The organism is Enterobacter sp. BIDMC109 (assembly GCF_001037885.1).
Classification (GTDB): Bacteria; Pseudomonadota; Gammaproteobacteria; order Enterobacterales; family Enterobacteriaceae; genus Enterobacter; species Enterobacter hormaechei_C.
The window spans coordinates 908,860-931,698 of sequence record NZ_KQ090002.1 but is presented as its reverse complement, the minus strand read 5'-3'; the positions used below and the strand labels follow the sequence as shown (position 1 = coordinate 931,698).

Genomic DNA, 22,839 nt, shown 5'->3' with positions numbered 1-22,839 from the left:
AAAAATGGTGCATCCGGGAGGATTCGAACCTCCGACCGCTCGGTTCGTAGCCGAGTACTCTATCCAGCTGAGCTACGGATGCATCGGGATTTACTACTGTACTGCTCGATATTCATATCACTTCGAAAGCAATATGAAGTAATAGATGGTGCATCCGGGAGGATTCGAACCTCCGACCGCTCGGTTCGTAGCCGAGTACTCTATCCAGCTGAGCTACGGATGCAAAATGGCGGTGAGGCGGGGATTCGAACCCCGGATGCAGCTTTTGACCGCATACTCCCTTAGCAGGGGAGCGCCTTCAGCCTCTCGGCCACCTCACCACACAACGCCTCTTTCGAGTGCTTCGAGCAACTCGTTAAGAGCTTCTCGTCGCTGCGTGGCGCATATATTACTTTCTGGGACTTATAAGTCAAACAATTTTCCACATGCTTTTTTCGTTTGCACAATTCGCACCCAATTCGCATGTAAAAGCCGCAAAGAGAGTGTTTTATAAGCGGATTTTGCAGGCATCTTCACAGAATTGTGTTGAGAGAAGCGCGTCTTTTGGATGAGATAAGATTATGAGAGTGGTCAAAAACGAAGCGTTTGAAATAGAACGGTAACTTTATGCAGGAAAAATAGCAGGAGGGTTGCGTCTCGCCCGACAGCGAGACGCGACAATATCAGTAACTGGACTGCTGGGATTTTTCAGCCTGGATACGCTGGTAGATCTCTTCACGGTGGACAGATACTTCTTTAGGAGCGTTAACACCAATACGTACCTGGTTACCCTTTACCCCTAAAACTGTCACGGTGACCTCATCCCCAATCATGAGGGTCTCACCAACTCGACGAGTCAGAATCAGCATTCTTTGCTCCTTGAAAGATTAAAAGAGTCGGGTCTCTTGTATCCCGGCATTATCCATCATATAACGCCAAAAAGTAAGCGATGACAAACACGTAAAGTGTAAGCAGTCACGGCATCACATTCTGTTAAACGTAAGTTTAGCCGATATACACAAACTCAACCTGACTTTATCGTTATCGATAGCGCAGTGAGCAAGACGCCATAACGTTACCGCTATGGCGTCTGCTTGTGCTTTGTAGTTATTACAGTTTCGCGCTTACCCAGCTTTCAACGCTGGCTAATGCCGCGGGAAGTGCCGCCGCATCCGTACCACCGGCTTGCGCCATGTCCGGACGACCGCCACCTTTGCCACCCACCTGCTGGGCGACCATGCCAATCAGTTCCCCTGCTTTAACACGATCCGTCACATCCTTAGAGACGCCCGCAATCAGAGAAACCTTACCCTCTGCGACCGTTGCCAGCACGATAACCGTCGAACCAAGCTGGTTCTTCAGATCGTCGACCATGGTACGCAGCATCTTAGGCTCAACGCCCGCCAGATCGCTGACCAGCAGTTTGACGCCCTTAATGTCTACCGCTTTGCTGGAGAGGTTTGCGCTCTCCTGCGCCGCAGCCTGTTCTTTCAGCTGCTGGAGTTCTTTTTCCAGCTGACGGGTACGATCCAGCGCGACACGCACTTTTTCGCCCAGGTTTTGACTATCGCCTTTCAGCAGCTGCGCGATCTCGTGCAGCTGGTCGCTCTGCGCATGCAGGCTGGCAATTGCGCCTTCCCCGGTCACCGCCTCAATACGACGCACGCCTGCCGCCGTCCCCGACTCGGAAACGATGCGGAACAAGCCGATGTCACCGGTGCGGGATGCGTGAGTACCGCCACACAGTTCGGTAGAGAAGTCGCCCATGCTCAGCACGCGAACGCGGTCGTCATATTTCTCGCCAAACAGCGCCATCGCACCTTTCTTCTTCGCTGCCTCGAGATCCATGATGTGGGTTTCGATTGGCAGGTTACGGCGGATCTGGGCATTCACCAGGTCTTCCACCGCACGAATTTCAGACGGCTTCATCGCTTCAAAATGCGAGAAGTCGAAACGCAGCACTTTGTCATTAACCAGAGAACCTTTCTGTGCAACGTGCGTACCCAGCACTTCGCGCAGGGCTGCGTGCATCAGGTGGGTTGCCGAGTGGTTCAGACGAATGCGCGCGCGGCGAGCTTCGTCAACGTTGGCCTGAACGCCCTCGCCCACTTTCAGAGAGCCGGAAACCAGTTTGCCCTGGTGACCAATCGCCTGACCGTATTTCTGGGTATCGCTTACGCTGAAGCTGAAGCCATTGCCTTTCAGTTCGCCTTTATCGCCAACCTGGCCGCCCGATTCCGCATAGAACGGCGTTTTATCCAGGATAACAACCGCGTTCTGGCCCGCGCTAATGCTGTCTACGGCTTTACCGTCAACAAACAGCGCGGTCACGTTGCTGGTCAGGGCCAGCTCTTCGTAGCCTTTAAATTCAGACGCGCTATCAACGCGGATCATCGCGTTGTAGTCCGCGCCAAAACCGCTGGATTCACGCGCACGACGACGCTGTTCTTCCATTGCGGCTTCAAAGCCTGCTTCGTCAACTTTGATGTTGCGCTCGCGGCAAACGTCCGCGGTCAGGTCAACCGGGAAGCCGTAGGTGTCGTACAGGCGGAAAGCGGTTTCGCCATCCAGCGTGTCGCCCTTGAGTTTCGCCAGCTCGTCGTCCAGCAGCGCCAGACCGCGTTCCAGCGTACGGGCAAACTGCTCTTCTTCGGTTTTCAGAACCTGTTCAACCTGCGCCTGCTGGCGTTTCAGCTCGTCACCGGCAGAGCCCATCACGCCAATCAGTGGCCCAACGAGTTTATAGAAGAAGGTGTCCTTCGCGCCCAGCATGTTGCCATGGCGGATCGCACGACGAATGATACGACGCAGCACATAGCCACGGTTTTCATTCGACGGGATAACGCCGTCAGCAATCAGGAACGCACAGGAACGAATATGGTCTGCGATAACGCGCAGTGATTTGTTGCTCAGATCGGTTGCGCCCGTTACCTCAGCAACGGCTTTGATCAGGGTGCTGAACAGGTCAATCTCATAGTTGGAGTTAACGTGTTGCAGAACGGCCGCGATACGCTCAAGGCCCATACCGGTATCTACGGACGGTTTTGGCAGCGGCTCCATGGTGCCGTCGGCCTGACGGTTGAACTGCATGAAGACGATGTTCCAGATCTCAATGTAGCGATCGCCATCTTCTTCCGCGCTTCCCGGAGGGCCACCCCAGATGTGGTCGCCATGATCGTAGAAGATCTCGGTGCACGGACCGCAAGGGCCGGTGTCGCCCATCTGCCAGAAGTTATCAGACGCGTAAGGCGCGCCTTTGTTGTCACCGATACGGATGATACGTTCGCGCGGGATACCCACTTCTTTTTCCCAGATGTCGAACGCTTCGTCATCGGTCTCATACACGGTCACCCACAGACGCTCTTTCGGCAGATTGAACCAGTTTTCACCGGTCAGCAGTTCCCACGCGTATTGAATGGCGTCGTGTTTGAAATAGTCGCCGAAGCTGAAGTTACCCAGCATTTCGAAGAAGGTGTGGTGGCGCGCGGTGTAACCGACGTTTTCCAGATCGTTGTGTTTACCGCCCGCACGCACGCAACGCTGTGAGGTTGTGGCGCGGGAATAATTACGCTTGTCGAGACCAAGGAACACATCCTTGAACTGGTTCATCCCGGCGTTGGTAAACAGCAGAGTCGGGTCATTGTTCGGTACCAGGGAGCTGCTGGCAACAACCTGGTGTCCCTTACTATGGAAAAAATCGAGAAACGCCTGACGGATCTCAGCGGTGCTCTTGCTCATAATTATCCTGAAATCAAGCTAACGAAATGTCGCAGCAGATCTGTATCTGTAAACAGTTGGACGGACCAGCTACTGGAAAAAGTGGGAATAAGATAAGTTTTCTTTAGTGGGAAGTAAAATCCCGCATGCGTTCAATCGGTAAAATTACGCCAGATATCCTGAATATCTTCCATCAGGAAGCCGCGGTAGAGCAAAAAGCGCTGGATTTTAACTTTTTCTGAAAATTCACGCGGCAGCGGCTCACCGTACTTTCGTACCGCCTGCTCACGCGCCAGTTCGCACCAGTCAATTTCACTTTCGCGCATGGCTTTTTCAATCGATTCACGGGCTACCCCTTTCTGGTTCAGCTCCTGGCGGATACGCGCTGGCCCATAGCCTTTACGACCACGGCTGGCAAGAAAGCGAGCGGCAAAACGGCCGTCATCCAGATAGTGATGCTCGTAGCACCAGGCAACCACGCGGTCATAATCTTCCGCGGTGGCATCAATGTCTTCCGGACCGTTTTTGCTCATGACGGGCGCTGACAGTTTCCGCCGCAGCTCCTGTTCGCTATGGTCACGCACGGCAAGAATACGCACGGCCCGATCCAGCAAGCGTGAGTAGGCTGGTCGGCGTGATGTCGATTCACTCATAAAAAACCTGTCGATTCAGAAATGCAAAAAGGGCCGCATCAGCAGCCCTTCATTTTTATCCGAGAGGATTAAAAGTCTTCGTTGGTTTCTTCAGCATCCGCGCCGTCGACCACGAAATCAGGTTTAGAGTCCTGGTTGTTCAGCAGGAGTTCACGCACCTTCTTCTCAATCTCTTTCGCCGCCGCCGGGTTCTCTTTCAGCCAGGAGATAGCATTCGCTTTACCCTGACCAATCTTGTCACCGTTGTAGCTGTACCATGCGCCCGCTTTTTCAATCAGCTTCTCTTTCACGCCCAGGTCAACCAGCTCGCCGAGGAAGTTGATACCTTCGCCGTAGAGGATCTGGAACTCAGCCTGTTTGAACGGTGCTGCGATTTTGTTCTTCACAACCTTCACGCGGGTTTCGCTACCGACTACGTTATCCCCCTCTTTCACCGCACCGATACGGCGGATATCCAGACGGACAGAAGCGTAGAATTTCAGAGCGTTACCGCCGGTGGTGGTTTCCGGGTTACCGAACATTACACCAATTTTCATACGGATCTGGTTGATGAAGATCAGCAGCGTATTGGACTGCTTCAGGTTACCCGCCAGCTTACGCATCGCCTGGCTCATCATACGTGCCGCGAGGCCCATGTGAGAGTCACCGATTTCACCTTCAATTTCCGCTTTTGGCGTCAGCGCCGCAACGGAGTCGACGATGATTACGTCAACCGCACCTGAGCGCGCCAGCGCGTCACAGATTTCCAGTGCCTGCTCGCCGGTGTCCGGCTGGGAGCACAGCAGGTTGTCGATATCAACGCCCAGTTTACGGGCATAGACCGGGTCCAGCGCGTGCTCGGCATCGATAAACGCACAGGTTTTACCTTCGCGCTGTGCCGCCGCAACAACCTGCAACGTCAGGGTGGTTTTACCCGAGGATTCCGGACCGTAGATTTCTACGATACGGCCCATCGGCAAACCGCCAGCGCCCAGTGCGATATCAAGAGAAAGCGAACCAGTGGAGATAGTTTCCACATCCATGGAACGGTCTTCACCCAGGCGCATGATGGAGCCTTTACCGAATTGCTTTTCGATCTGGCCCAGTGCTGCCGCCAACGCTTTCTGTTTGTTTTCGTCGATAGCCATTATTACTCCTGTCATGCCGGGAGAAGCAACTGCGCTTCACCATGGACTTCTGTTCTGTTGAGGCAATTATACTGTATAGTCATACAGTATCAAGTATTTTGTAGAAATTGTTGCCAGAGCGTTTTTAACGCGTATTCCGTTGCCTGACGACGCACGCTTTCGCGATCGCCGCTGAAGCATTCCCGGCGGGTGATCCCTTCACCTTTTGAGGTGGCAAAGCCAAACCAGACGGTGCCGACAGGCTTCACGTCGCTGCCGCCGTCCGGCCCCGCGATACCGCTGATGGAGATAGCGTAATCTGCGCGCGCCTCTTTCAGCGCGCCAATCGCCATCTCGATCACCACCGGCTCGCTGACCGCGCCATGCTGCTCAAGCGTGGCTTCACGCACGCCGATCATCTGCGCTTTCGCCTCGTTACTGTAGGTCACAAAGCCGCGTTCAAACCAGGCGGAACTGCCAGCAATATCGGTAATTGCTTTCGCCACCCAGCCGCCGGTGCAGGATTCTGCGGTCGTGAGAGTCGCGCCGCGCTGTTTCAGCGCCAGCCCCACCACTTCGCTTAGCTGCATCAATTCATGGTCAGTCATTCTCGCTCCAGGCCTTAGAAAAACATGCAGCACAAGATAGCACTTTCTCATCAAATATGGGGATGCGCGTCGGGTTTTACGAGGGGGCTTCAGAAAAAAGCCGATGCGGGCGCATCGGCCAGAGAGACGCTTATTTCATGCTGTTAGCGAGGGTGTCCACATTGTGGCGAAATGCCTTGACGTAGGTGTCCGCCACGCCGCCCTTCGCGGACAGCGCTTCCGGGTAAAGTTCACCACCCGGCTGGGCGCCCGTGGCGGTCGCAATCTGCTTCACCAGGCGTGGGTCAAGCTGGTTTTCCATAAACCAGGTTTTCACGCCGTCAGCTTTAATCTGATTGATGATCTCCGCTACCTGCGCCGCGCTGGCTTCACTCTCAGACGACAGCCCCTGCGGCGCCATAAACGTCACGCCGTAGGCGCGGCTGAAATAGCCGAAGGCGTCGTGGCTGGTCAGCACTTTGCGCTTCGCCTGTGGGATGTCGCTGAAACGCTTTTTAGCCCAACCGTCCAGTTGAGAGAGCTGCGCAATATAGGGTTTACCGGTAGCTTCAAGCGCCGCCGTATCTTCAGGATCGGCCTTCACCAGCCCTGAGAGAATATTTTGCGCATACAGCGCGCCGTTCGCCGCGCTGTTCCACGCGTGCGGATCGGTCACGGTTTTACCGTCCTCTTCCAGCGTGTGCGTTTTCACGCCGTCCGAAGCAACCACCAGTTGGCCTTTGAATCCGGAGGCTTTCACCAGACGGTCGAGCCAGCCCTCCAGCCCCAGCCCATTGACCACCACCACGTCAGCTTTACTCAGCGCCGCGCTGTCTTTGGGCGAAGGTTCGAAAGTATGGGGATCACCGTCCGGCCCCACCAGCGTCGTCACCTTCACACGATCGCCGCCAACCTGCTGCGTGATGTCTCCCAGGATGGAAAAGCTGGTCACCACATTAAGCGTTTTCGCCATTACGCCGTGCGTCATCATGCCGAGCGCGAGCGCCACGGCTAATCCTGTACGTTTCATCGTTTCCCCTTGCGTTAAAAAAGCGCCCGCAGGCTATCCGCCAGCCTGCTGCGCGTGCCAAATAAAACTGAAATAAAGAACAATGCGCTGGCGGTCAGCACAATGGAGGGCCCGGCGGGCAGACTCACTGCCCAGGAAAGGCTTAAGCCCAGCCACGCGCAAAAAATACCGCTGATACCCGCCATCAAAAGTAACCCTGGCAGTGTGCGCACCCAGCAGCGTGCCGCCACGGCGGGTAACATCATCAGCCCGACGGCCATCAGCGTGCCGAGCACCTGAAAACCGGCTACCAGGTTGAGCACCAGCAGCGCCAGAAACAGACCGTGTAACATCCCGGGCAGCCAGCGCGCGTTCACCTGCAACCACGCGGTATCAAACGCTTCGCTGACCAGCCCCCGATAAAAAATCGCCAGCGTGAGGAGCGTGAACATGCAAACGCCCGTCACGAACAGGGCTGACGCGCTATCCACGGCGAGAATGGAGCCAAACAGAAGATGAAGCAGATCGACATTTGAACCGCGCAGCGACACCAGCGTGACGCCCAGCGCCAGCGAGCCCAGGTAAAACCCCGCGAAGCTGGCATCCTCTTTAAGCGGCGTGCGGCGGCTGACCAGCCCGGCCACCAGCGCAACGGCGATCCCGGCAATAAACCCGCCGACAGTCATTGCCAGCAGCGACATCCCGCTGAGCAGATAGCCCACCGCGACACCCGGCAAAATGGCGTGAGAAAGGGCGTCCCCCATCAGGCTCATCCGACGCAGTTGAAGAAATACGCCCAGCGCAGTGGTGCTGACGGAGAGCGCCAGGCAAACCACCAGCGCGCGCCGCATAAAGCCGTACTCAATAAACGGCTGGAAGAAGAGATGCCAGATCATGCCACCCTCACCCGCTCGGTTTTCCAGTGCGGCGTATCAGCATCCAGCCGCAACGTTTGTGGGAAGTGGCGCGAGACGCGTTCGCTGTCGTGCAGGACCGCCAGCAGGGTCTGCCCCTGCATATACATCTCCAGCATCAGATCCATCAGCACGTTGCAGGTCGCTTCATCGACGCCGGTGAAAGGCTCATCCAGCATCACCAGCGGCGCCTGCTGCACCAAAACGCGGGCAAACAGCATGCGCTGAAACTGGCCGCCGGAAAGTTCATCTATGGTAGAGAACGCCATGGACTCCAGCCCCACGCGCTCCAGCGCGCCGGCAATGCGCATGCGGGTATCCCGACGAAAACCGGCAAACAGTGAGATTGCTGGCCAGCAGCCCATACTCACCACGTCCTGCACGGTCAGAGGAAATTGCGCCTCCAGCGCGTGACGCTGCGCCAGCCAGCCCACCACCGGACGTCTTCCCTGCCAGCGAAACGTACCGCTGACGGGCGGAATAAAGCCGGCGAGCGTTTTCAGCAGCGTGGATTTACCGCAGCCGTTGGCCCCGACGATAGCGGTCATGCTCCCGCGTTCAATCACGCCGGACAGCGCGCGCGTAACGGGCTGGCGATCGTAACCCGCCACCAGGTCGTTCATCACGATCATGGCAACGCCACCGCCCAGCGCACGGCCAGGCCGAGAAACAGAATGAGCACCAGCGCCAGCAGCAGCCGAACCGGGGATGAGAGAGAAAACAGGGACATGGATATCTCAATTCAAAAATAATGTTATAACATAACGATAATGAAAGTCGATTAAGATGTAAACGGTGGGAGTGAAATGGGAGTGTGGCGAAATGTTTCTGCAAACTTCCCTCTCCCGTGGGAGAGGGTCAGGGTGAGGGCATCAGGCCGCACCGTGCATGCAGCCATGCCGGGTGGCGGCGTTGCCTTAACCGGCCTAACCGTCAGGGTAACTTACTGGCTAAACGGTGACGCTGCCGGCACACGCGCCTGAGACACCGCCAGCCCCAGCTGCCACACCGCCATCGCATAGTGCGTGCTGTGGTTGTAGCGGGTAATGGTGTAGAAGTTCGGCAGCCCGAACCAGTACTGATAACCGGTTCCGACATCCAGGCGCAGCAGGCTCACCTGGTCAACATTGCCCAGCGGCTGAGACGGCGTTAAGCCTGCCGCTGCCAGCTGCGCTACGCTGTATTTGGTTTTAAATCCGTTTTCCAGACCAAACGCCTCGCCGTTCGCCTGCACCGCCACCTGGCCGCCCGGCGTCCAGCCATGCGCTTTGAAGTAGTTGGCCACGCTGCCAATGGCGTCTTCGGGATCCCACAGGTTGATGTGACCATCCCCGTTAAAATCTACCGCGTACTGCTTATAGGAGGACGGCATAAACTGGCCGTAGCCCATTGCCCCGGCGAACGACCCTTTCAGATCGAGCGGATCGTCCTGTTCGTCTCGCGCCATCAGCAGGAAGGTTTCCAGCTCGGAAGAGAAATAGTCGGCGCGGCGCGGGTAGTTGAAGGAGAGCGTCGCCAGCGCATCGAGGATGCGGGTTTTACCCATAATGCGTCCCCAGCGGGTCTCGACCCCAATAATACCGACGATGATCTCCGGCGGCACGCCATAGACCTGCCACGCACGGTTCAGGGCGTCTTCATACTGATTCCAGAACACCACGCCATTCTGCACGTTGTCCGGGGTAATAAACTGTTTGCGATAGCGCAGCCACGCGCCGTTTGGCCCGGTCGGCACCTGGGCTGTCGGCGCCTGCCTGTCCATCAGGCGCAGCACATAGTCCAGACGCTTCGCCTGAGACAAAATGGCATGCAGCTGCTGGCGGTCAAAACCGTGCTTGCTCACCATTTTATCGATGAACTGTTCGGCCGCAGGGTTATTCGCGAAGTCGCCGCCCATCTGCATCATATTGTGCTGCGGCTCCAGCAGGAATCCTCCGGAAGGCGCGCCCGCCGTTGGCTGAGCGGCTTCGGTCTTGGGTTTGCTACTACAGGCGGACAGGAGAATAAGCGCAGGCAACAGCGCTGCATAACGACGCTTGAACATGTGGCATCCATTTAACGAGTTCGGTAAGAACCCAGTATGGTAAAGCATCCCCAACTCCTCAAGGAAGCGGTACACACCTCCCCGACGCAAATCCGCGCTTTTTTCCACCAAAAATTATTCACCTCACCAATAAACTTTCAAAATAATACATTTTTCTTTCATTGTGAGATCTGATTAACACTTTAAAACCTTTCAAAGTGATTATTATTAGCCGCAGATAGACAAAAACAAACGCCCTACAGGAGAGAAGAATGATAGAAACCATCACCCACGGCGCCGAGTGGTTCATCGGGCTGTTTCAGAAAGGCGGCGAGGTATTCACCGGCATGGTGACCGGGATCCTGCCCCTGCTGATCAGCCTGCTGGTGATCATGAACGCCCTGATTAACTTTATCGGCCAGCAGCGTATTGAACGCTTCGCCCAGCGCTGTGCCGGCAATCCGCTGTCCCGCTACCTGATCCTGCCCTTCATCGGCACCTTTGTGTTCTGCAACCCGATGACCTTAAGCCTCGGCCGCTTTATGCCAGAGAAGTACAAGCCGAGTTATTACGCCGCCGCCTCCTACAGCTGCCATTCAATGAACGGCCTGTTCCCGCACATTAACCCCGGCGAGCTGTTTGTTTACCTCGGGATTGCCAGCGGTCTCACTACGCTGGGACTGCCGCTCGGCCCGCTGGCGGTGAGCTATCTGCTGGTCGGCCTGGTGACCAACTTCTTCCGCGGCTGGGTAACGGACCTCACTACCGCCATTTTTGAGAAAAAAATGGGCATTCAGCTTGATGAGAAAGTCCAGCTTTCGGGAGCCACAGTATGAACCGGATCCGCATAGATAAAGGCACGGGCGGCTGGGGCGGCCCGCTGGAGTTCGACGCCACCGAAGGCAAAAAGATCGTCTACATCACCGCGGGCACGCGCCCGGCGATCGTCGACAGGCTGCGCGAGCTGACCGGCTGGGAAGCGGTCGACGGCTTCAAGGAAGGCGAGCCGCCGGAAGCGGAAATCGGCGTGGCGGTAATCGACTGCGGCGGCACCCTGCGCTGCGGCATCTACCCGAAGCGCCGCATTCCGACGGTGAATATTCACTCCACGGGCAAATCAGGCCCGCTGGCGCAGTACATCCTTGAGGACATTTATGTCTCGGGCGTGAAGGAGGACAACATCACGCTGGTGAATGGCACACCCGCGCCGCAAAAAGCATCCCCGCGCGACTACGACACCAGCAAAAAAATCACCGAGCAGAGCGACGGCCTGCTGGCGAAGGTCGGGATGGGGATGGGGTCCGCCGTGGCGGTGCTGTTTCAGTCCGGGCGCGACACCATCGACACGGTGCTGAAAACCATTCTGCCGTTTATGGCGTTCGTCTCGGCGCTGATCGGCATCATCATGGCCTCCGGCCTCGGCGACTGGATTGCCCACGGCCTCGCCCCGCTCGCCAGCCACCCGCTCGGCCTGGTGACGCTGGCGCTGATCTGCTCCTTCCCGCTGCTGTCGCCGTTCCTCGGCCCGGGCGCGGTGATTGCCCAGGTCATCGGCGTGCTGATTGGCGTGCAGATTGGTCTGGGGAACATCCCTCCGCATCTCGCCCTGCCCGCCCTGTTTGCCATTAACGCTCAGGCGGCGTGCGACTTCATCCCCGTCGGGCTGTCGCTGGCGGAAGCGCGCCAGGAGACCGTGCGCGTGGGCGTCCCCTCCGTGCTGGTGAGCCGCTTCCTGACGGGCGCGCCAACGGTGCTAATTGCCTGGTTTGTCTCCGGCTTTATTTATCAATAAGAGGTTCCTGCCATGACCGTGATTTACCAGACCACCATTACCCGCATCGGCCAGAGCGCAGCCGATGCGCTGAGCGACCAGATGCTGATCACCTTCCGCGAAGGGGCCCCGGCAGATATCGAAGAGTTTTGCTTCATCCACTGCCACGGCGAGTTAAACGGCGAGCTGAAGGCCGGTGGCCAGCTGGAACTGGGCAAGGCGCGCTATGCCGTAACCGCCGTCGGTGACGTCGCCGAGCAAAACCTGCGCGAGCTGGGGCACATCACCTTGCGTTTCGACGGCCAGCCGCGGGCGGAGTATCCCGGCACGGTTCACGTTGAGGGGCCGGTTCCGCAGGCTGTCACCCCAGGCTGCACGTTAAAATTTATTTCGTAATAAAGGAGAGACACATGAGTCAGGTTGCCGTTGTCATTGGTGGGGGACAAACCTTAGGCGAGTTCCTCTGCCATGGGCTTGCCGCAGAGGGCTACCGCGTGGCGGTCGTGGATATTCAGAGTGAGAAAGCCGCCCGCGTAGCGGACGCCATCAACATCGAATTTGGCGAAGGGATGGCGTATGGATTTGGCGCCGACGCCACCAGCGAGCAGAGCGTGATGGCGCTGGCCCGCGGCGTGGATGAGATTTTTGGTCGCACCGATCTGCTGGTCTACAGCGCGGGGATTGCGAAAGCGGCCTTTATCAGCGATTTCGAACTGGGGGATTTTGACCGCTCGTTGCAGGTGAATCTGGTGGGCTATTTCCTCTGCGCCCGCGAATTTTCCCGTCTGATGATCCGCGACGGTATTCAGGGTCGCATCATTCAGATCAACTCAAAATCGGGGAAAGTGGGCAGCAAGCACAACTCCGGCTACAGCGCGGCGAAGTTTGGCGGCGTCGGGCTGACGCAGTCTCTGGCGCTGGATCTGGCCGAATACGGCATAACCGTTCACGCGCTGATGCTGGGTAACCTGCTGAAATCCCCGATGTTCCAGTCCCTGCTGCCGCAGTATGCCGCCAAACTTGGCATCAAAGCGGAGGACGTCGAACAGTACTACATCGACAAAGTGCCGCTGAAGCGCGGGTGCGATTATCAGGACGTGCTGAACATGCTGCTGTTTTACGCCAGCCCGAAAGCCTCGTACTGCACCGGGCAGTCGATTAACGTCACCGGTGGGCAGGTGATGTTCTGAGTTCATTCCCCGGTGGCGCTGCGCTTACCGGGGCTACAATCCCCGTAGGCCGGGTAAGGCGCAGCCGCCACCCGGCAGTTAAGGAGCCGATATGGTCACCGCACTCATCACCGTCGCCGCCCTCTCCTGGCTTTGCCAGATGGCGTTTGGCGGCTGGCAAATCCATCAGTTTAACCGCGCCTTTGATGCCCTGTGCCAGAAAGGCCGCGTGGGCGTCGGGCGTTCCGGCGGCCGCTTTAAACCGCGGGTTGTCGTCGCTGTTGCGCTGGATGAAAACAATATGGTTTGCGATTCCCTCATCATGCGCGGCGTAACGGTGTTTGCCCGTCCGACCAAAATCCAGGCGATCGACGGCATTTCGCTGCATGAATTACAACCTGATGTGATCTTCCCCCATGATTCACTCTGTCAGAATGCACTATCATTAGCGCTTAATCTGAAACATGGATAATTTCGTTGTGAAAGTTATAAACTTGCGGAATTATCATTTCGCAACGTAAGGAACGAAGCGCCTATGAAACCACGTCAGCGGCAGGCGGCCATACTTGAGCATCTGCAAAAGCAGGGAAAGTGCTCGGTAGAGGATCTGGCCCACTACTTTGACACCACCGGCACGACAATACGCAAGGACCTGGTGTTGCTCGAAAACTCCGGCGCCGTCATTCGTACCTACGGCGGCGTGGTGCTCAATAAAGACGAAGCCGACCCGCCTATCGACCACAAAACACTGATCAATACCCACCAGAAAGCGCTGATTGCCGAAGCCGCCGTCAAATTTATCCAGGACGGCGATTCCATTATCCTCGACGCAGGCAGTACCGTCCTACAGATGATCCCGCTGCTCAGCCGCTTTAATAACATCACCGTGATGACCAACAGCCTGCACATCGTCAATGCCCTGTCAGAGTTCGACAGCGAGCAGACCATCCTGATGCCCGGTGGCACCTTCCGTAAAAAATCCGCGTCGTTTCACGGGCAGCTGGCGGAGAATGCCTTCGACCACTTCAGCTTCGATAAGCTGTTTATGGGCACGGACGGCATCGACCTCAACGCGGGCGTGACCACCTTCAACGAGGTGTTCAGCGTCAGCAAAGCGATGTGCAACGCCGCGCGGGAAGTGATTTTGATGGCGGACTCGTCGAAGTTTGGCCGTAAAAGCCCCAACATTGTCTGTAGCCTTGAAAGCGTCGATAAGCTGATTACCGACGCAGGTATCGATCCGGCATTTAAAAAAGCGCTGGAAGCGAAGGGCATCGACGTGATCGTAACCGGAGAGAAAAATGAGTGATTTTCTGTTAAACGCAGGCCGTCAGACCCTGCTGCTGGAGCTACAGGAAGCCAGCCGCCTGCCGGAACGTCTGGGTGAGGATTTTGTTCGTGCAGCCAACACCATTATCCACTGCGAGGGCAAAGTGATCGTGGCGGGTATCGGTAAATCCGGTCATATCGGCAAGAAGATTGCCGCGACGCTTGCCAGCACCGGCACCCCGGCGTTCTTCGTGCATCCTGCCGAAGCGCTGCACGGCGATCTGGGGATGATCGAAAGCCGCGACGTGATGCTGTTTATCTCCTACTCCGGTTCAGCCAAAGAGCTGGATCTCATCATCCCTCGCCTGCAAGAAAAATCGGTGGCCCTGTTAGCGATGACCGGCAAATCCCGTTCGCCGCTGGCGCTGGCCGCGAAAGCAACCCTGGATATTTCCGTTGAGCGCGAAGCCTGTCCGATGCACCTGGCACCGACCTCCAGCACCGTCAACACGCTGATGATGGGCGACGCCCTGGCGATGGCGGTGATGCAGGCGCGCGGTTTTAATGAGGAAGATTTCGCCCGCTCCCATCCTGCGGGCGCGCTTGGGGCTCGTCTGCTCAACAAAGTTCACCACCTGATGCGCACGGACGATGCCATTCCTCAGGTCAAACTCGACACCAGCGTGATGGACGCCATGCTGGAGCTGAGCCGCACCGGGCTGGGGCTGGTTGCGGTATGCGACAATGACCGCCAGGTGAAGGGCGTCTTCACCGACGGCGACCTGCGCCGCTGGCTGGTGGGCGGCGGCAAGCTGGAGGCGCGGGTATCCGAAGCAATGACCCAGGGCGGGCTGACGCTGAATGCCGACAGCCGCGCGATTGAAGCCAAAGAGGTGCTGATGAAGCGCAAAATCACCGCCGCGCCGGTGGTGGACGAGCACGGCAGGCTGTGCGGCGCGATCAACCTGCAAGACTTCTACCAGGCGGGGATTATTTAACCCTTCAGCCCCAGACGTTTCGCCAGCCTGTGAAGGTTGGCGACGTCCATCTCCAGCGCCCGCGCGCACGCCGCCCAGCTGCGGTTATTCTGCTCCAGCGCGCGGGCGATCATCTGACGCTGGAACGCATCCGTCGCCTCGCGCAGGTTTTCGTTCACGCTCTCAGGTATCACCGGCTTCACGGGCGGCATCGTTTCCTCATGCAGCGCGAAATGGCGCGCATGAATAACCACTTCATCCCCCGAACGCGTTGCCCGCGCCAGCACCACCGCGCGGTGGATCGCATGTTCCAGTTCACGCACGTTACCCGGCCAGCCGTAGCTCAGCAGGTGCGTCCTCGCGCCGGGACTTAGCACCACGCGGGAAAGCCCCATTTTGAGCCGACACTGTTCGCAGAAAAAGCCCGCCAGCAGAACCACATCCTCGCCCCGCTCGCGCAGCGGCGGCACCGTGAGCGGGAACACGCTCAGACGGTGGAACAGATCGGCGCGGAAATTCCCCGCCAGCACCTCTTCGCGCAGATCGCGGTTCGTCGCCGCCAGCACGCGCACATCCACGCGTAAGCTGCGATCGTCTCCCACACGTTGAATATCGCCATACTGCAACACCCGCAGCAGTTTGGCCTGGAGCGAAAGGGAGAGTTCGCCAATTTCATCGAGGAACAGCGTGCCGTTATCAGCCATTTCGAACTTGCCGCTGCGGTTGCTGATCGCCCCGGTAAAGGCCCCTTTGACGTGTCCGAACAGCTCGCTTTCCGCCACGCTTTCCGGCAACGCCGCGCAGTTGAGATAGACCAGCGGATTCACCGCACGGGGCGAGGCTTCGTGGATCGCTTTTGCCACCAGCTCTTTACCGGTGCCGGTCTCCCCGAAGATCAGCACGTTCAAATCAGACGCGGCGACAATCTCAATCTCTTTTTTGAGCTGCGCCATGCCCGGCGAAAGGCCGATCATTTCGGTGTGCGCCACCTGCTCAAACGCCGTCGGGCTACCCGGAAGAATATTCTGGCTCTCCAGCTGTTCTATCAGCAGGGCGTTGTTCAGCGCCCCGGCCGCCAGCGCGGCAATCAGCCGTAGCTCTTCGTCGCTGAAGGTATCGAACTGATCCGGCGACATGCCGTCGAGGGTTAACGCGCCAATCAGGTTCTGCCCGGCAAACAGCGGCAGGCCGATACAGGCGTGCACCTTCAGGCTCTCCTGTCCGGGGATCAGGCCGTCGTACGGATCGGGCAGATCGCTGTCTGCCGGGAAACGCACCACGTCACCCGCGCGGGCGATGGTTTCCAGACGCGGGTGGCCCTCCAGGGTAAAGCGCCGCCCGAGTACGTCCTTCGCCAGACCGTCGATAGCCAGCGGAATAAACTGCCGCCCTTCGTAACGCAGCAGCGCCGACGCATCGCAATCCAGCACGTGGCGCAACGTGGAGATCAGCCGCTGAAAGCGGTCCTGATGACCAATACCGGTTTGCAGTTCTATGGCGATCTTCGCCAGCACATCTACGGAAAAGCTCATCTCTGCCTCACTGTCATTTTGACAATACATAGTGTCATATTGACAATTTTTAAGATAGTCAAAATGACTACCCATTAGGGGGCATCGAAACGAAAACACATTATTTTCAACAAGTTAAAAAGTTGGCACGCAACTTGATATATGACAGTCATCTTATTTGAAAACGCCGTATTAAGTTGAGGTTGCTATGTCTATTCTGGTTAAAAATAACATTCATTGGGTGGGTCAACGTGACTGGGAAGTACGTGATTTTCACGGGACGGAATACAAAACGCTGCGCGGCAGCAGCTACAACAGCTATCTCATTCGTGAAGGTAAAAACGTCCTGATCGATACCGTCGATCACAAATTCAGCCGCGAGTTCGTGCAGAACCTGCGCAGCGAAATCGATCTGAACGACATCGACTACATTATCATCAACCACGCGGAAGAGGATCATGCCGGGGCGCTGACCGAGCTGATGTCCCACATTCCGGATACCCCGATCTACTGCACCACCAACGCCATTGACTCCATCAACGGCCACCACCACCATCCGGAGTGGAACTTCCACACCGTGAAAACCGGCGACACGCTGGATATTGGCAATGGCAAACAGCTGATCTTCGTGGAAACCCCAATGCTGCACTGGCCGGACAGCATGATGACCTACATGACCGGTGACGCGGTGCTGTTCAGTAACGACGCCTTCGGCCAGCACTACTGCGACGAACGTCTGTTCAACGACGAAGTGGATCAGACCGAGCTTTTCGAACAGTGCCAGCGCTACTACGCCAACATCCTGACCCCGTTCAGCCGTCTGGTCACGCCAAAAATCACCGAGATCCTCGGCTTCAACCTGCCGGTGGATATGATTGCCACCTCCCACGGCGTAGTATGGCGTGAAAATCCAACCCAGATTGTCGAACTGTACCTGAAGTGGGCGGCGGACTATCAGGAAGATCGCATCACCATCTTCTACGACACCATGTCCAACAACACCCGCATGATGGCGGACGCCATTGCCCAGGGCATCAACGAAGTTGACCCGAACGTGGCGGTGAAAATCTTCAACGTGGCGCGCAGCGATAAGAATGAGGTATTGACCAACGTCTTCCGCTCCAAAGGCGTGCTGGTGGGTACCTCCACCATGAATAACGTGATGATGCCGAAAATTGCCGGACTGGTGGAAGAGATGACCGGCCTGCGCTTTCGTAACAAACGCGCCAGCGCCTTTGGTTCACACGGCTGGAGCGGCGGCGCGGTAGACCGTCTCTCCACCCGTTTACAGGATGCCGGTTTTGAGATGTCCCTGAGCCTGAAGGCGAAATGGCGTCCGGATCTCGACGCGCTGGAAATCTGTCGTCAGCACGGTCGCGACATTGCCCGCCAGTGGGCGCTTGCGCCGCTGCCGGAAACCGCACCCGCCGCGGCAGTTACGCCGAAAGCTGTAGCAGAAGCCGCTCCTGCCGCTGCCGACCTCGGCCCTTGCATGCAGTGCAGCGTCTGCCAGTGGATTTACGATCCTGAGCTGGGCGAGCCGTTGCAGGATGTCGCGCCGGGTACGCCGTGGAGCGAGGTGCCGGACAACTTCCTCTGCCCGGAATGTTCCCTCGGGAAAGACGTCTTTGATGAACTGGCAACGGAGGCAAAATGAGCCACGGCATCGTCATTATCGGCTCGGGCTTTGCCGCCCGCCAGCTGGTGAAAAATATCCGCAAACAGGATGCTAACGTGCCGTTGACGGTGATCGCCGCCGACAGCATGGATGAGTACAACAAGCCTGATTTAAGCCACGTCATTAGCCAGAATCAGCGCGCCGACGATCTCACCCGCCAGACGGCGGGGGAGTTCGCAGAACAGTTTAACCTGCGTCTGTTTCCGTACACCTGGGTCACCGATATCGACGCCGACGCCCACGTGGTGAACGCGAAAGATAAAACCTGGCAGTACGACAAACTGGTGCTGGCGACGGGGGCATCGGCGTTTGTGCCGCCGGTTGAGGGCCGCGAGCTGATGGTCACGCTCAACAGCCAGCAGGAGTATCAGGCCAGCGAGACCCTGTTACGCGACGCCACGCGGGTGATGATTGTCGGCGGCGGGCTGATTGGCACCGAGCTGGCGATGGACTTCTGCCGGGCGGGAAAATCCGTTACCCTGGTTGACCACGCGGCCAGCATTCTGTCAGCGCTGATGCCAGCAGAAGTAAGCAGTCGCTTACAGCATCGTCTGACCGACATGGGCGTGCATCTGCTGCTGAAATCGCAGTTACAGAGCCTGAGCAAAACCGAAACCGGCATTTGTGCGACGCTCGACCGCAACCGCAGCGTGGAAGTGGATGTGGTTATTGCGGCGACGGGGTTGCGCCCGGAAACCGCGCTGGCGCACCGCGCGGGCGCAGAGATCAATCGCGGCGTGAAGGTGGACAGCTACCTGCAAACCACCCAGCCGGACATTTATGCCCTGGGCGACTGCGCGGAAATTAACGGCCAGGTGCTGCCGTTCCTGCAACCGATTCAGTTAAGCGCCATGTTCCTGGCGAAAAACCTGCTCGGCGGCAACGCCCCGGTGAAATTACCCGCCATGCTGGTGAAGGTAAAAACGCCGGAACTACCGCTGCATCTCGCAGGTGAAACGCAGCGTCAGGATCTGGACTGGGAGATTGTCCTTTCGCCTCAGGGCATGGTGGCGCGCGGCACCGATACCGACGGTCAGATGCGCGCCTTTGTCGTCAGCGAAGACAGAATGAAGGAGGCCTTCGCGCTGCTGAAATCGCTACCAGCTTAACCCTCGTCATGCCGGGTGGCGCTCCGCTTACCCGGCCTACAGTACTGCCACGCTTACTTAACCTTTGGATTTTGTTGTCCACCGCCCCGATGTCCCGGGGCTTTTTTTATCGCTACACTTTCAGCGTCAGGAGCGCACCACCAGCGCGTCATAACCGCGCCAGCGATAGTTCGCCATCGAGATCAGCCAGCAGGCGACAAACAGCCCGACCACCACAAATCCGGCATCGCCCAGGTTATCGTTCACCGCGCCAATCAGATCCCACACGCCGCCGCTGAGGGCGAACTTGTCCATCAGCAGACCCAGCGCTTCCAGGCCGCCGATAAACAGCGCCACCACCACCGAAGTGCCGGTGATGGTCATGTTGTAGTAGAGCTTGCGCTGCGGCTTGTTAAACGCCCAGCCGTAGGCACCCACCATCAGCAGGTTATCGAGCGTATCCACCAGCGCCATGCCGCTGGCGAAGAGCGCCGGGAAGATCATGATCGACCACACCGACATCCCGCTGGAGGCGCTGGCGGCGGAGATCCCCAGCACGCCGATTTCGGTGGCGGTGTCGAACCCCAGGCCGAACAGGAAACCGACCAGGTACATCTGCCAGCTTTTATTGACGAGGCGGAAGGTTTTGCCGAACAGCCAGTTCATGACGCCGCCCTGTGCAGGCAGCGTGATGTCGCCCTGCACGGGATTGCCGTGTTTCAGCGCCTGAAAACTGCGCCAGACGCCGCGCAGGATCACCATATTCACCAGCGCCATCGCCAGCAGGAAGGTGGCGGAGACGGCGGTGCCAATCAGGCTGCCGGTTTCGTGGAACCATGCCATGTTTTTCTGAAACGCCGTGGCGGTAGCGGCGATAGCAATGGAGGCCAGCACCACGATGGTGGAGTGTCCGAGGGAAAACCATGCGCCCACGCCGGACGGGCGCTTGCCCTGCTGCATCATTTTACGCGTCACGGTATCAATCGCGGCGATATGGTCGGCATCCACCGCATGACGCAGTCCGTAACACCAGGCCAGCAGGCTGGCGGCCATCAGCGCCGTACTGCCGCTAAAGGTGTGCCACGCCAGCCCCCAGGCCAGCAGGTTAGCCATCCCGAGAGCCAGCAGCAGGCACGCTGCACGAGGTTCATTGCGTAAAAGTCGTAACATTTTAAATCCCTTGTGAACATGATCGGGCGGCAGCAACCACCGCCTGCCCGAAGGAGATCGCTCCGTCGCCTGCGGGCAGGCGCGAAGGAAAAAGAAGCGTGAAATCAGAAAGGTAATGACGAAGGCGCGCGCGCAGCAGGCGGTTGTGAAGGACGCCTCCGCTGAAACACACCGTCGTGAGCGACCGTCGGCGGGCATGCGTTGCCGCCAGTACGCTCAGCCCTTTTGCCAGCGCATCGTGAAAAGCCCAGGCGCGCTCGCCGGGCTCCGCCCGCCAGGTAAGCCACTGTTGCCAGAACAGCGCAAGGTTATCCGTCTGGAGCGTCACCGGATGATCAACCCCTGCGCAGCGTTCGGCCAGCGCCTCCAGCCGGCACGCGGCTTCGCCCTCATAGCGTTGCGTTTCAATACCCAACGCACAGGCCACAGCGTCGAACAGACGACCACAGGAGGAGGCCCGCGGCGCATTGATACCGCGCGACACAGCCGTTGCCAGCAGCGGCCAGTTTTGACGCTGTACCACCTCAGTTTCCGGGTACTGCTGCCAGTCAGGTACGAACGCCAGACAGTGGGCGAGCAAATTGCGCCACGGCTGTTTTGCCGCCAGATCGCCCCCCGGCAGCGCAACGGCTGGCAGACCGCCCAGCCGTTCGCAGTCGCGATAGTTCACCCGCAGGCACTCGCCGCCCCACAGCGCGCCGTTCTCGCCCATTCCGATCCCGTCCAGGGTCAGGGCAATAACATCCCCGCCGTCGAGCGGCCAGCCATTCTCCGCCAGACACGCTGCCGCATGCGCATGATGATGCAGCACGGTCTCAACGGGCAGCGCCTGCGCCCGGGCCCACAGTCGTGCGTGATAACCCGGATGGGCATCGCACACCACGCGCTCAGGCTGAAAGGCGTAGATGTCCTGCATCGTCGAGAGCGCACTGCGCCACTGCGCCTCTACCCCCTCGTCGCTCAGATCGCCAAAATGCTGGCTCAGCACCGCCTGGTTGCCACGCACCAGGCTGAAGGTGTTTTTCATCTCCGCGCCGGTGCATAACATGGGCGGGATGTCGCGGAATCCGGCGGGCAATGTGATGGCATCCGGCACAAAACCGCGTGCGCGACGCAGCATCGTGCCCTCCTGGTCCATCACTGAATCATCCATCCGTTGCAGGATGTCGCGGTTGTGCAGCAGGAAGCCGTCAGCGATGTCACTGAGTTCTTCCAGCGCCTGCTGGTTGCTTATGGCGGGTGGATGGCCGCTGAGGTTGCCGGAGGTCATCACCAGCGGGCGCTGGCAGTCCAGCATCAGCAAATGCTGGAGCGGGTTCGCAGGCAGCATCACGCCGACCGTATCCAGCCCCGGCGCAATCTCCTCAGGAAACGCAGGAAGGCAGGCTTTTGGCGTCAGCACAATCGGCGCAGCGGGTGAACGTAACAGCGTCTGGATGGCCTCCGGCAGATCGTCCGCATGCGGGATCATCACCGCCAGCGGCCTGGTCGGGCGCTGCTTGCGTGCCCGTAATTTCCGAACCGCCTGCGGGTTAAGCGCGTCGCAGACCAGGTGAAAACCGCCCAGCCCTTTGACCGCCACAATCCCGCCGACTTTCAGCATCGCCACCGCCGCGCTTAACGCCGATTCGCGGGTGGCAGCAGCCTCCCCGGCTCGCCACTCCAGCTGCGGTCCGCAATCCGGGCAGGCCACCGGCTGGGCGTGAAAACGCCGGTCAGCCGGGTTGCGGTACTCCGTTTCACAGGGCACACAGAGCGGGAATGGCGCCATTGACGTGGCCGGGCGGTCATAGGGCATGGCGCGGATAATGGTAAACCGCGGCCCGCAGTGGGTGCAGTTGATAAACGGGTAGCGGTAGCGACGTTCGCGGGGATCGCGCATCTCCGCCAGGCATGCGGGACAGGTGGCGGCATCCGGGACGATTTGCGTGTCCATCGCCCCGCTCTCGCTGTGGCGGATGACAAACTCGTCCGGCAGCGTCCTCCAGCTGAACGGCTGCGTTTCAATGCGATCGATGCGCGCCAGCGGTGGGCAGTCCTGGCGCAGTCTCGCGGTAAAGTCACCCCCACTGCCCGCGAGACGCACCAGGACACCCTCTCCGTCGTTGCAGACGTCGCCTGCCAGCCCCAGCTGGTGCGCAAGCTGCCAGACGAAGGGACGAAATCCTACCCCCTGCACCTTGCCGCGCACCCGAAGCTGTACGCCGTTAACGCGCAT

The 22,839-nt window shown here is 58.4% G+C and carries 21 protein-coding genes and 3 tRNA genes; 9 read left to right on the top strand and 15 right to left on the bottom strand.

Annotated elements, in window-relative coordinates; genetic code table 11:
• Positions 1 to 5 precede the first annotated feature (5 nt).
• The 12 genes from SK62_RS04475 to mltB form a co-directional block, all read right to left on the bottom strand.
• Positions 6 to 82: transfer RNA gene (locus SK62_RS04475), tRNA-Arg, on the bottom strand.
• Positions 83 to 146: 64 nt separating this feature from the next.
• Positions 147 to 223: transfer RNA gene (locus tag SK62_RS04470), tRNA-Arg, on the bottom strand.
• A gap of 4 nt (positions 224 to 227) precedes the next feature.
• A tRNA-Ser gene (locus SK62_RS04465) sits at positions 228 to 320 on the bottom strand.
• A gap of 342 nt (positions 321 to 662) precedes the next feature.
• Positions 663 to 848 (bottom strand): carbon storage regulator CsrA, encoded by a 186-nt coding sequence (gene csrA / locus SK62_RS04460; RefSeq protein ID WP_000906486.1) that lies wholly within the window; start codon positions 846 to 848, stop codon positions 663 to 665.
• Positions 849 to 1,089: 241 nt separating this feature from the next.
• Positions 1,090 to 3,717: an alanine--tRNA ligase gene (alaS, locus tag SK62_RS04455; protein WP_048249306.1), complete on the bottom strand. Its 2,628-nt coding sequence runs from the start codon at positions 3,715 to 3,717 to the stop codon at positions 1,090 to 1,092.
• A gap of 131 nt (positions 3,718 to 3,848) precedes the next feature.
• Entirely contained in the window at positions 3,849 to 4,349 is a 501-nt protein-coding gene (gene recX, locus SK62_RS04450; RefSeq protein ID WP_047718544.1) for a recombination regulator RecX, read from the bottom strand.
• Positions 4,350 to 4,417: 68 nt separating this feature from the next.
• Positions 4,418 to 5,476: a recombinase RecA gene (gene recA, locus SK62_RS04445; protein ID WP_015571667.1), complete on the bottom strand. Its 1,059-nt coding sequence runs from the start codon at positions 5,474 to 5,476 to the stop codon at positions 4,418 to 4,420.
• 89 nt (positions 5,477 to 5,565) lie between these two features.
• The gene (pncC, locus tag SK62_RS04440; protein ID WP_003862172.1) at positions 5,566 to 6,063 is read right to left on the bottom strand and encodes a nicotinamide-nucleotide amidase; all 498 of its coding nucleotides are present in this window, start codon (positions 6,061 to 6,063) and stop codon (positions 5,566 to 5,568) included.
• Between the two features lie 130 nt (positions 6,064 to 6,193).
• Positions 6,194 to 7,072 carry a metal ABC transporter substrate-binding protein gene (locus tag SK62_RS04435; protein WP_022649141.1) on the bottom strand — a complete coding sequence of 293 codons (879 nt, stop codon included), beginning with the start codon at positions 7,070 to 7,072 and terminating at the stop codon, positions 6,194 to 6,196.
• Positions 7,073 to 7,086: 14 nt separating this feature from the next.
• Entirely contained in the window at positions 7,087 to 7,947 is an 861-nt protein-coding gene (locus SK62_RS04430) for a metal ABC transporter permease (protein ID WP_015571669.1), read from the bottom strand.
• Positions 7,944 to 8,597, bottom strand: a complete 654-nt coding sequence (locus SK62_RS04425) for a metal ABC transporter ATP-binding protein (RefSeq protein ID WP_017382783.1) — start codon at positions 8,595 to 8,597, stop codon at positions 7,944 to 7,946. The genes SK62_RS04430 and SK62_RS04425 overlap by 4 nt, the downstream gene beginning before the upstream one ends.
• A gap of 311 nt (positions 8,598 to 8,908) precedes the next feature.
• Positions 8,909 to 10,009 (bottom strand): lytic murein transglycosylase B, encoded by a 1,101-nt coding sequence (mltB, locus tag SK62_RS04420; protein WP_180255630.1) that lies wholly within the window; start codon positions 10,007 to 10,009, stop codon positions 8,909 to 8,911.
• A gap of 251 nt (positions 10,010 to 10,260) precedes the next feature.
• On the opposite strand from mltB, the gene srlA reads away from it, so the two are divergent.
• From srlA to gutQ, 7 genes are all read left to right on the top strand, one after another.
• Complete coding sequence (srlA, locus tag SK62_RS04415) at positions 10,261 to 10,824, top strand: PTS glucitol/sorbitol transporter subunit IIC (RefSeq protein WP_015571673.1); 564 nt, start codon at positions 10,261 to 10,263, stop codon at positions 10,822 to 10,824.
• On the top strand, positions 10,821 to 11,780 hold the full coding sequence (locus SK62_RS04410; protein WP_023304307.1) for a PTS glucitol/sorbitol transporter subunit IIB: 960 nt from the start codon (positions 10,821 to 10,823) through the stop codon (positions 11,778 to 11,780). The genes srlA and SK62_RS04410 overlap by 4 nt, the downstream gene beginning before the upstream one ends.
• Positions 11,781 to 11,792: 12 nt before the next feature.
• The gene (gene srlB, locus SK62_RS04405) at positions 11,793 to 12,155 is read left to right on the top strand and encodes a PTS glucitol/sorbitol transporter subunit IIA (protein ID WP_017692786.1); all 363 of its coding nucleotides are present in this window, start codon (positions 11,793 to 11,795) and stop codon (positions 12,153 to 12,155) included.
• A gap of 14 nt (positions 12,156 to 12,169) precedes the next feature.
• Positions 12,170 to 12,949, top strand: coding sequence for a sorbitol-6-phosphate dehydrogenase (gene srlD / locus SK62_RS04400; RefSeq protein WP_045338371.1), 780 nt, complete (start codon positions 12,170 to 12,172; stop codon positions 12,947 to 12,949).
• Positions 12,950 to 13,040: 91 nt separating this feature from the next.
• The gene (gene gutM, locus SK62_RS04395) at positions 13,041 to 13,400 is read left to right on the top strand and encodes a transcriptional regulator GutM (RefSeq protein ID WP_045333224.1); all 360 of its coding nucleotides are present in this window, start codon (positions 13,041 to 13,043) and stop codon (positions 13,398 to 13,400) included.
• Positions 13,401 to 13,463: 63 nt separating this feature from the next.
• Positions 13,464 to 14,237, top strand: coding sequence for a glucitol operon DNA-binding transcriptional repressor SrlR (locus SK62_RS04390; protein ID WP_015571676.1), 774 nt, complete (start codon positions 13,464 to 13,466; stop codon positions 14,235 to 14,237).
• Positions 14,230 to 15,195, top strand: a complete 966-nt coding sequence (gutQ, locus tag SK62_RS04385) for an arabinose-5-phosphate isomerase GutQ (RefSeq protein ID WP_015571677.1) — start codon at positions 14,230 to 14,232, stop codon at positions 15,193 to 15,195. The genes SK62_RS04390 and gutQ overlap by 8 nt, the downstream gene beginning before the upstream one ends.
• Here gutQ and norR read toward each other — a convergent pair.
• Positions 15,192 to 16,706: a nitric oxide reductase transcriptional regulator NorR gene (gene norR, locus SK62_RS04380; RefSeq protein ID WP_017382788.1), complete on the bottom strand. Its 1,515-nt coding sequence runs from the start codon at positions 16,704 to 16,706 to the stop codon at positions 15,192 to 15,194. The genes gutQ and norR overlap by 4 nt on opposite strands.
• A 187-nt stretch (positions 16,707 to 16,893) precedes the next feature.
• On the opposite strand from norR, the gene norV reads away from it, so the two are divergent.
• Both norV and norW read left to right on the top strand, forming a co-directional pair.
• The gene (norV, locus tag SK62_RS04375; RefSeq protein WP_015571679.1) at positions 16,894 to 18,342 is read left to right on the top strand and encodes an anaerobic nitric oxide reductase flavorubredoxin; all 1,449 of its coding nucleotides are present in this window, start codon (positions 16,894 to 16,896) and stop codon (positions 18,340 to 18,342) included.
• Positions 18,339 to 19,472, top strand: a complete 1,134-nt coding sequence (norW, locus tag SK62_RS04370) for an NADH:flavorubredoxin reductase NorW (protein ID WP_015571680.1) — start codon at positions 18,339 to 18,341, stop codon at positions 19,470 to 19,472. The genes norV and norW overlap by 4 nt, the downstream gene beginning before the upstream one ends.
• Before the next feature lie 126 nt (positions 19,473 to 19,598).
• Here the strand turns inward: norW and SK62_RS04365 are convergent, their stop codons facing one another.
• Complete coding sequence (locus tag SK62_RS04365; protein WP_033487574.1) at positions 19,599 to 20,621, bottom strand: HoxN/HupN/NixA family nickel/cobalt transporter; 1,023 nt, start codon at positions 20,619 to 20,621, stop codon at positions 19,599 to 19,601.
• 1 nt (position 20,622) lies between these two features.
• Positions 20,623 to 22,839 carry a carbamoyltransferase HypF gene (hypF, locus tag SK62_RS04360; RefSeq protein WP_047718546.1) on the bottom strand — a complete coding sequence of 739 codons (2,217 nt, stop codon included), beginning with the start codon at positions 22,837 to 22,839 and terminating at the stop codon, positions 20,623 to 20,625.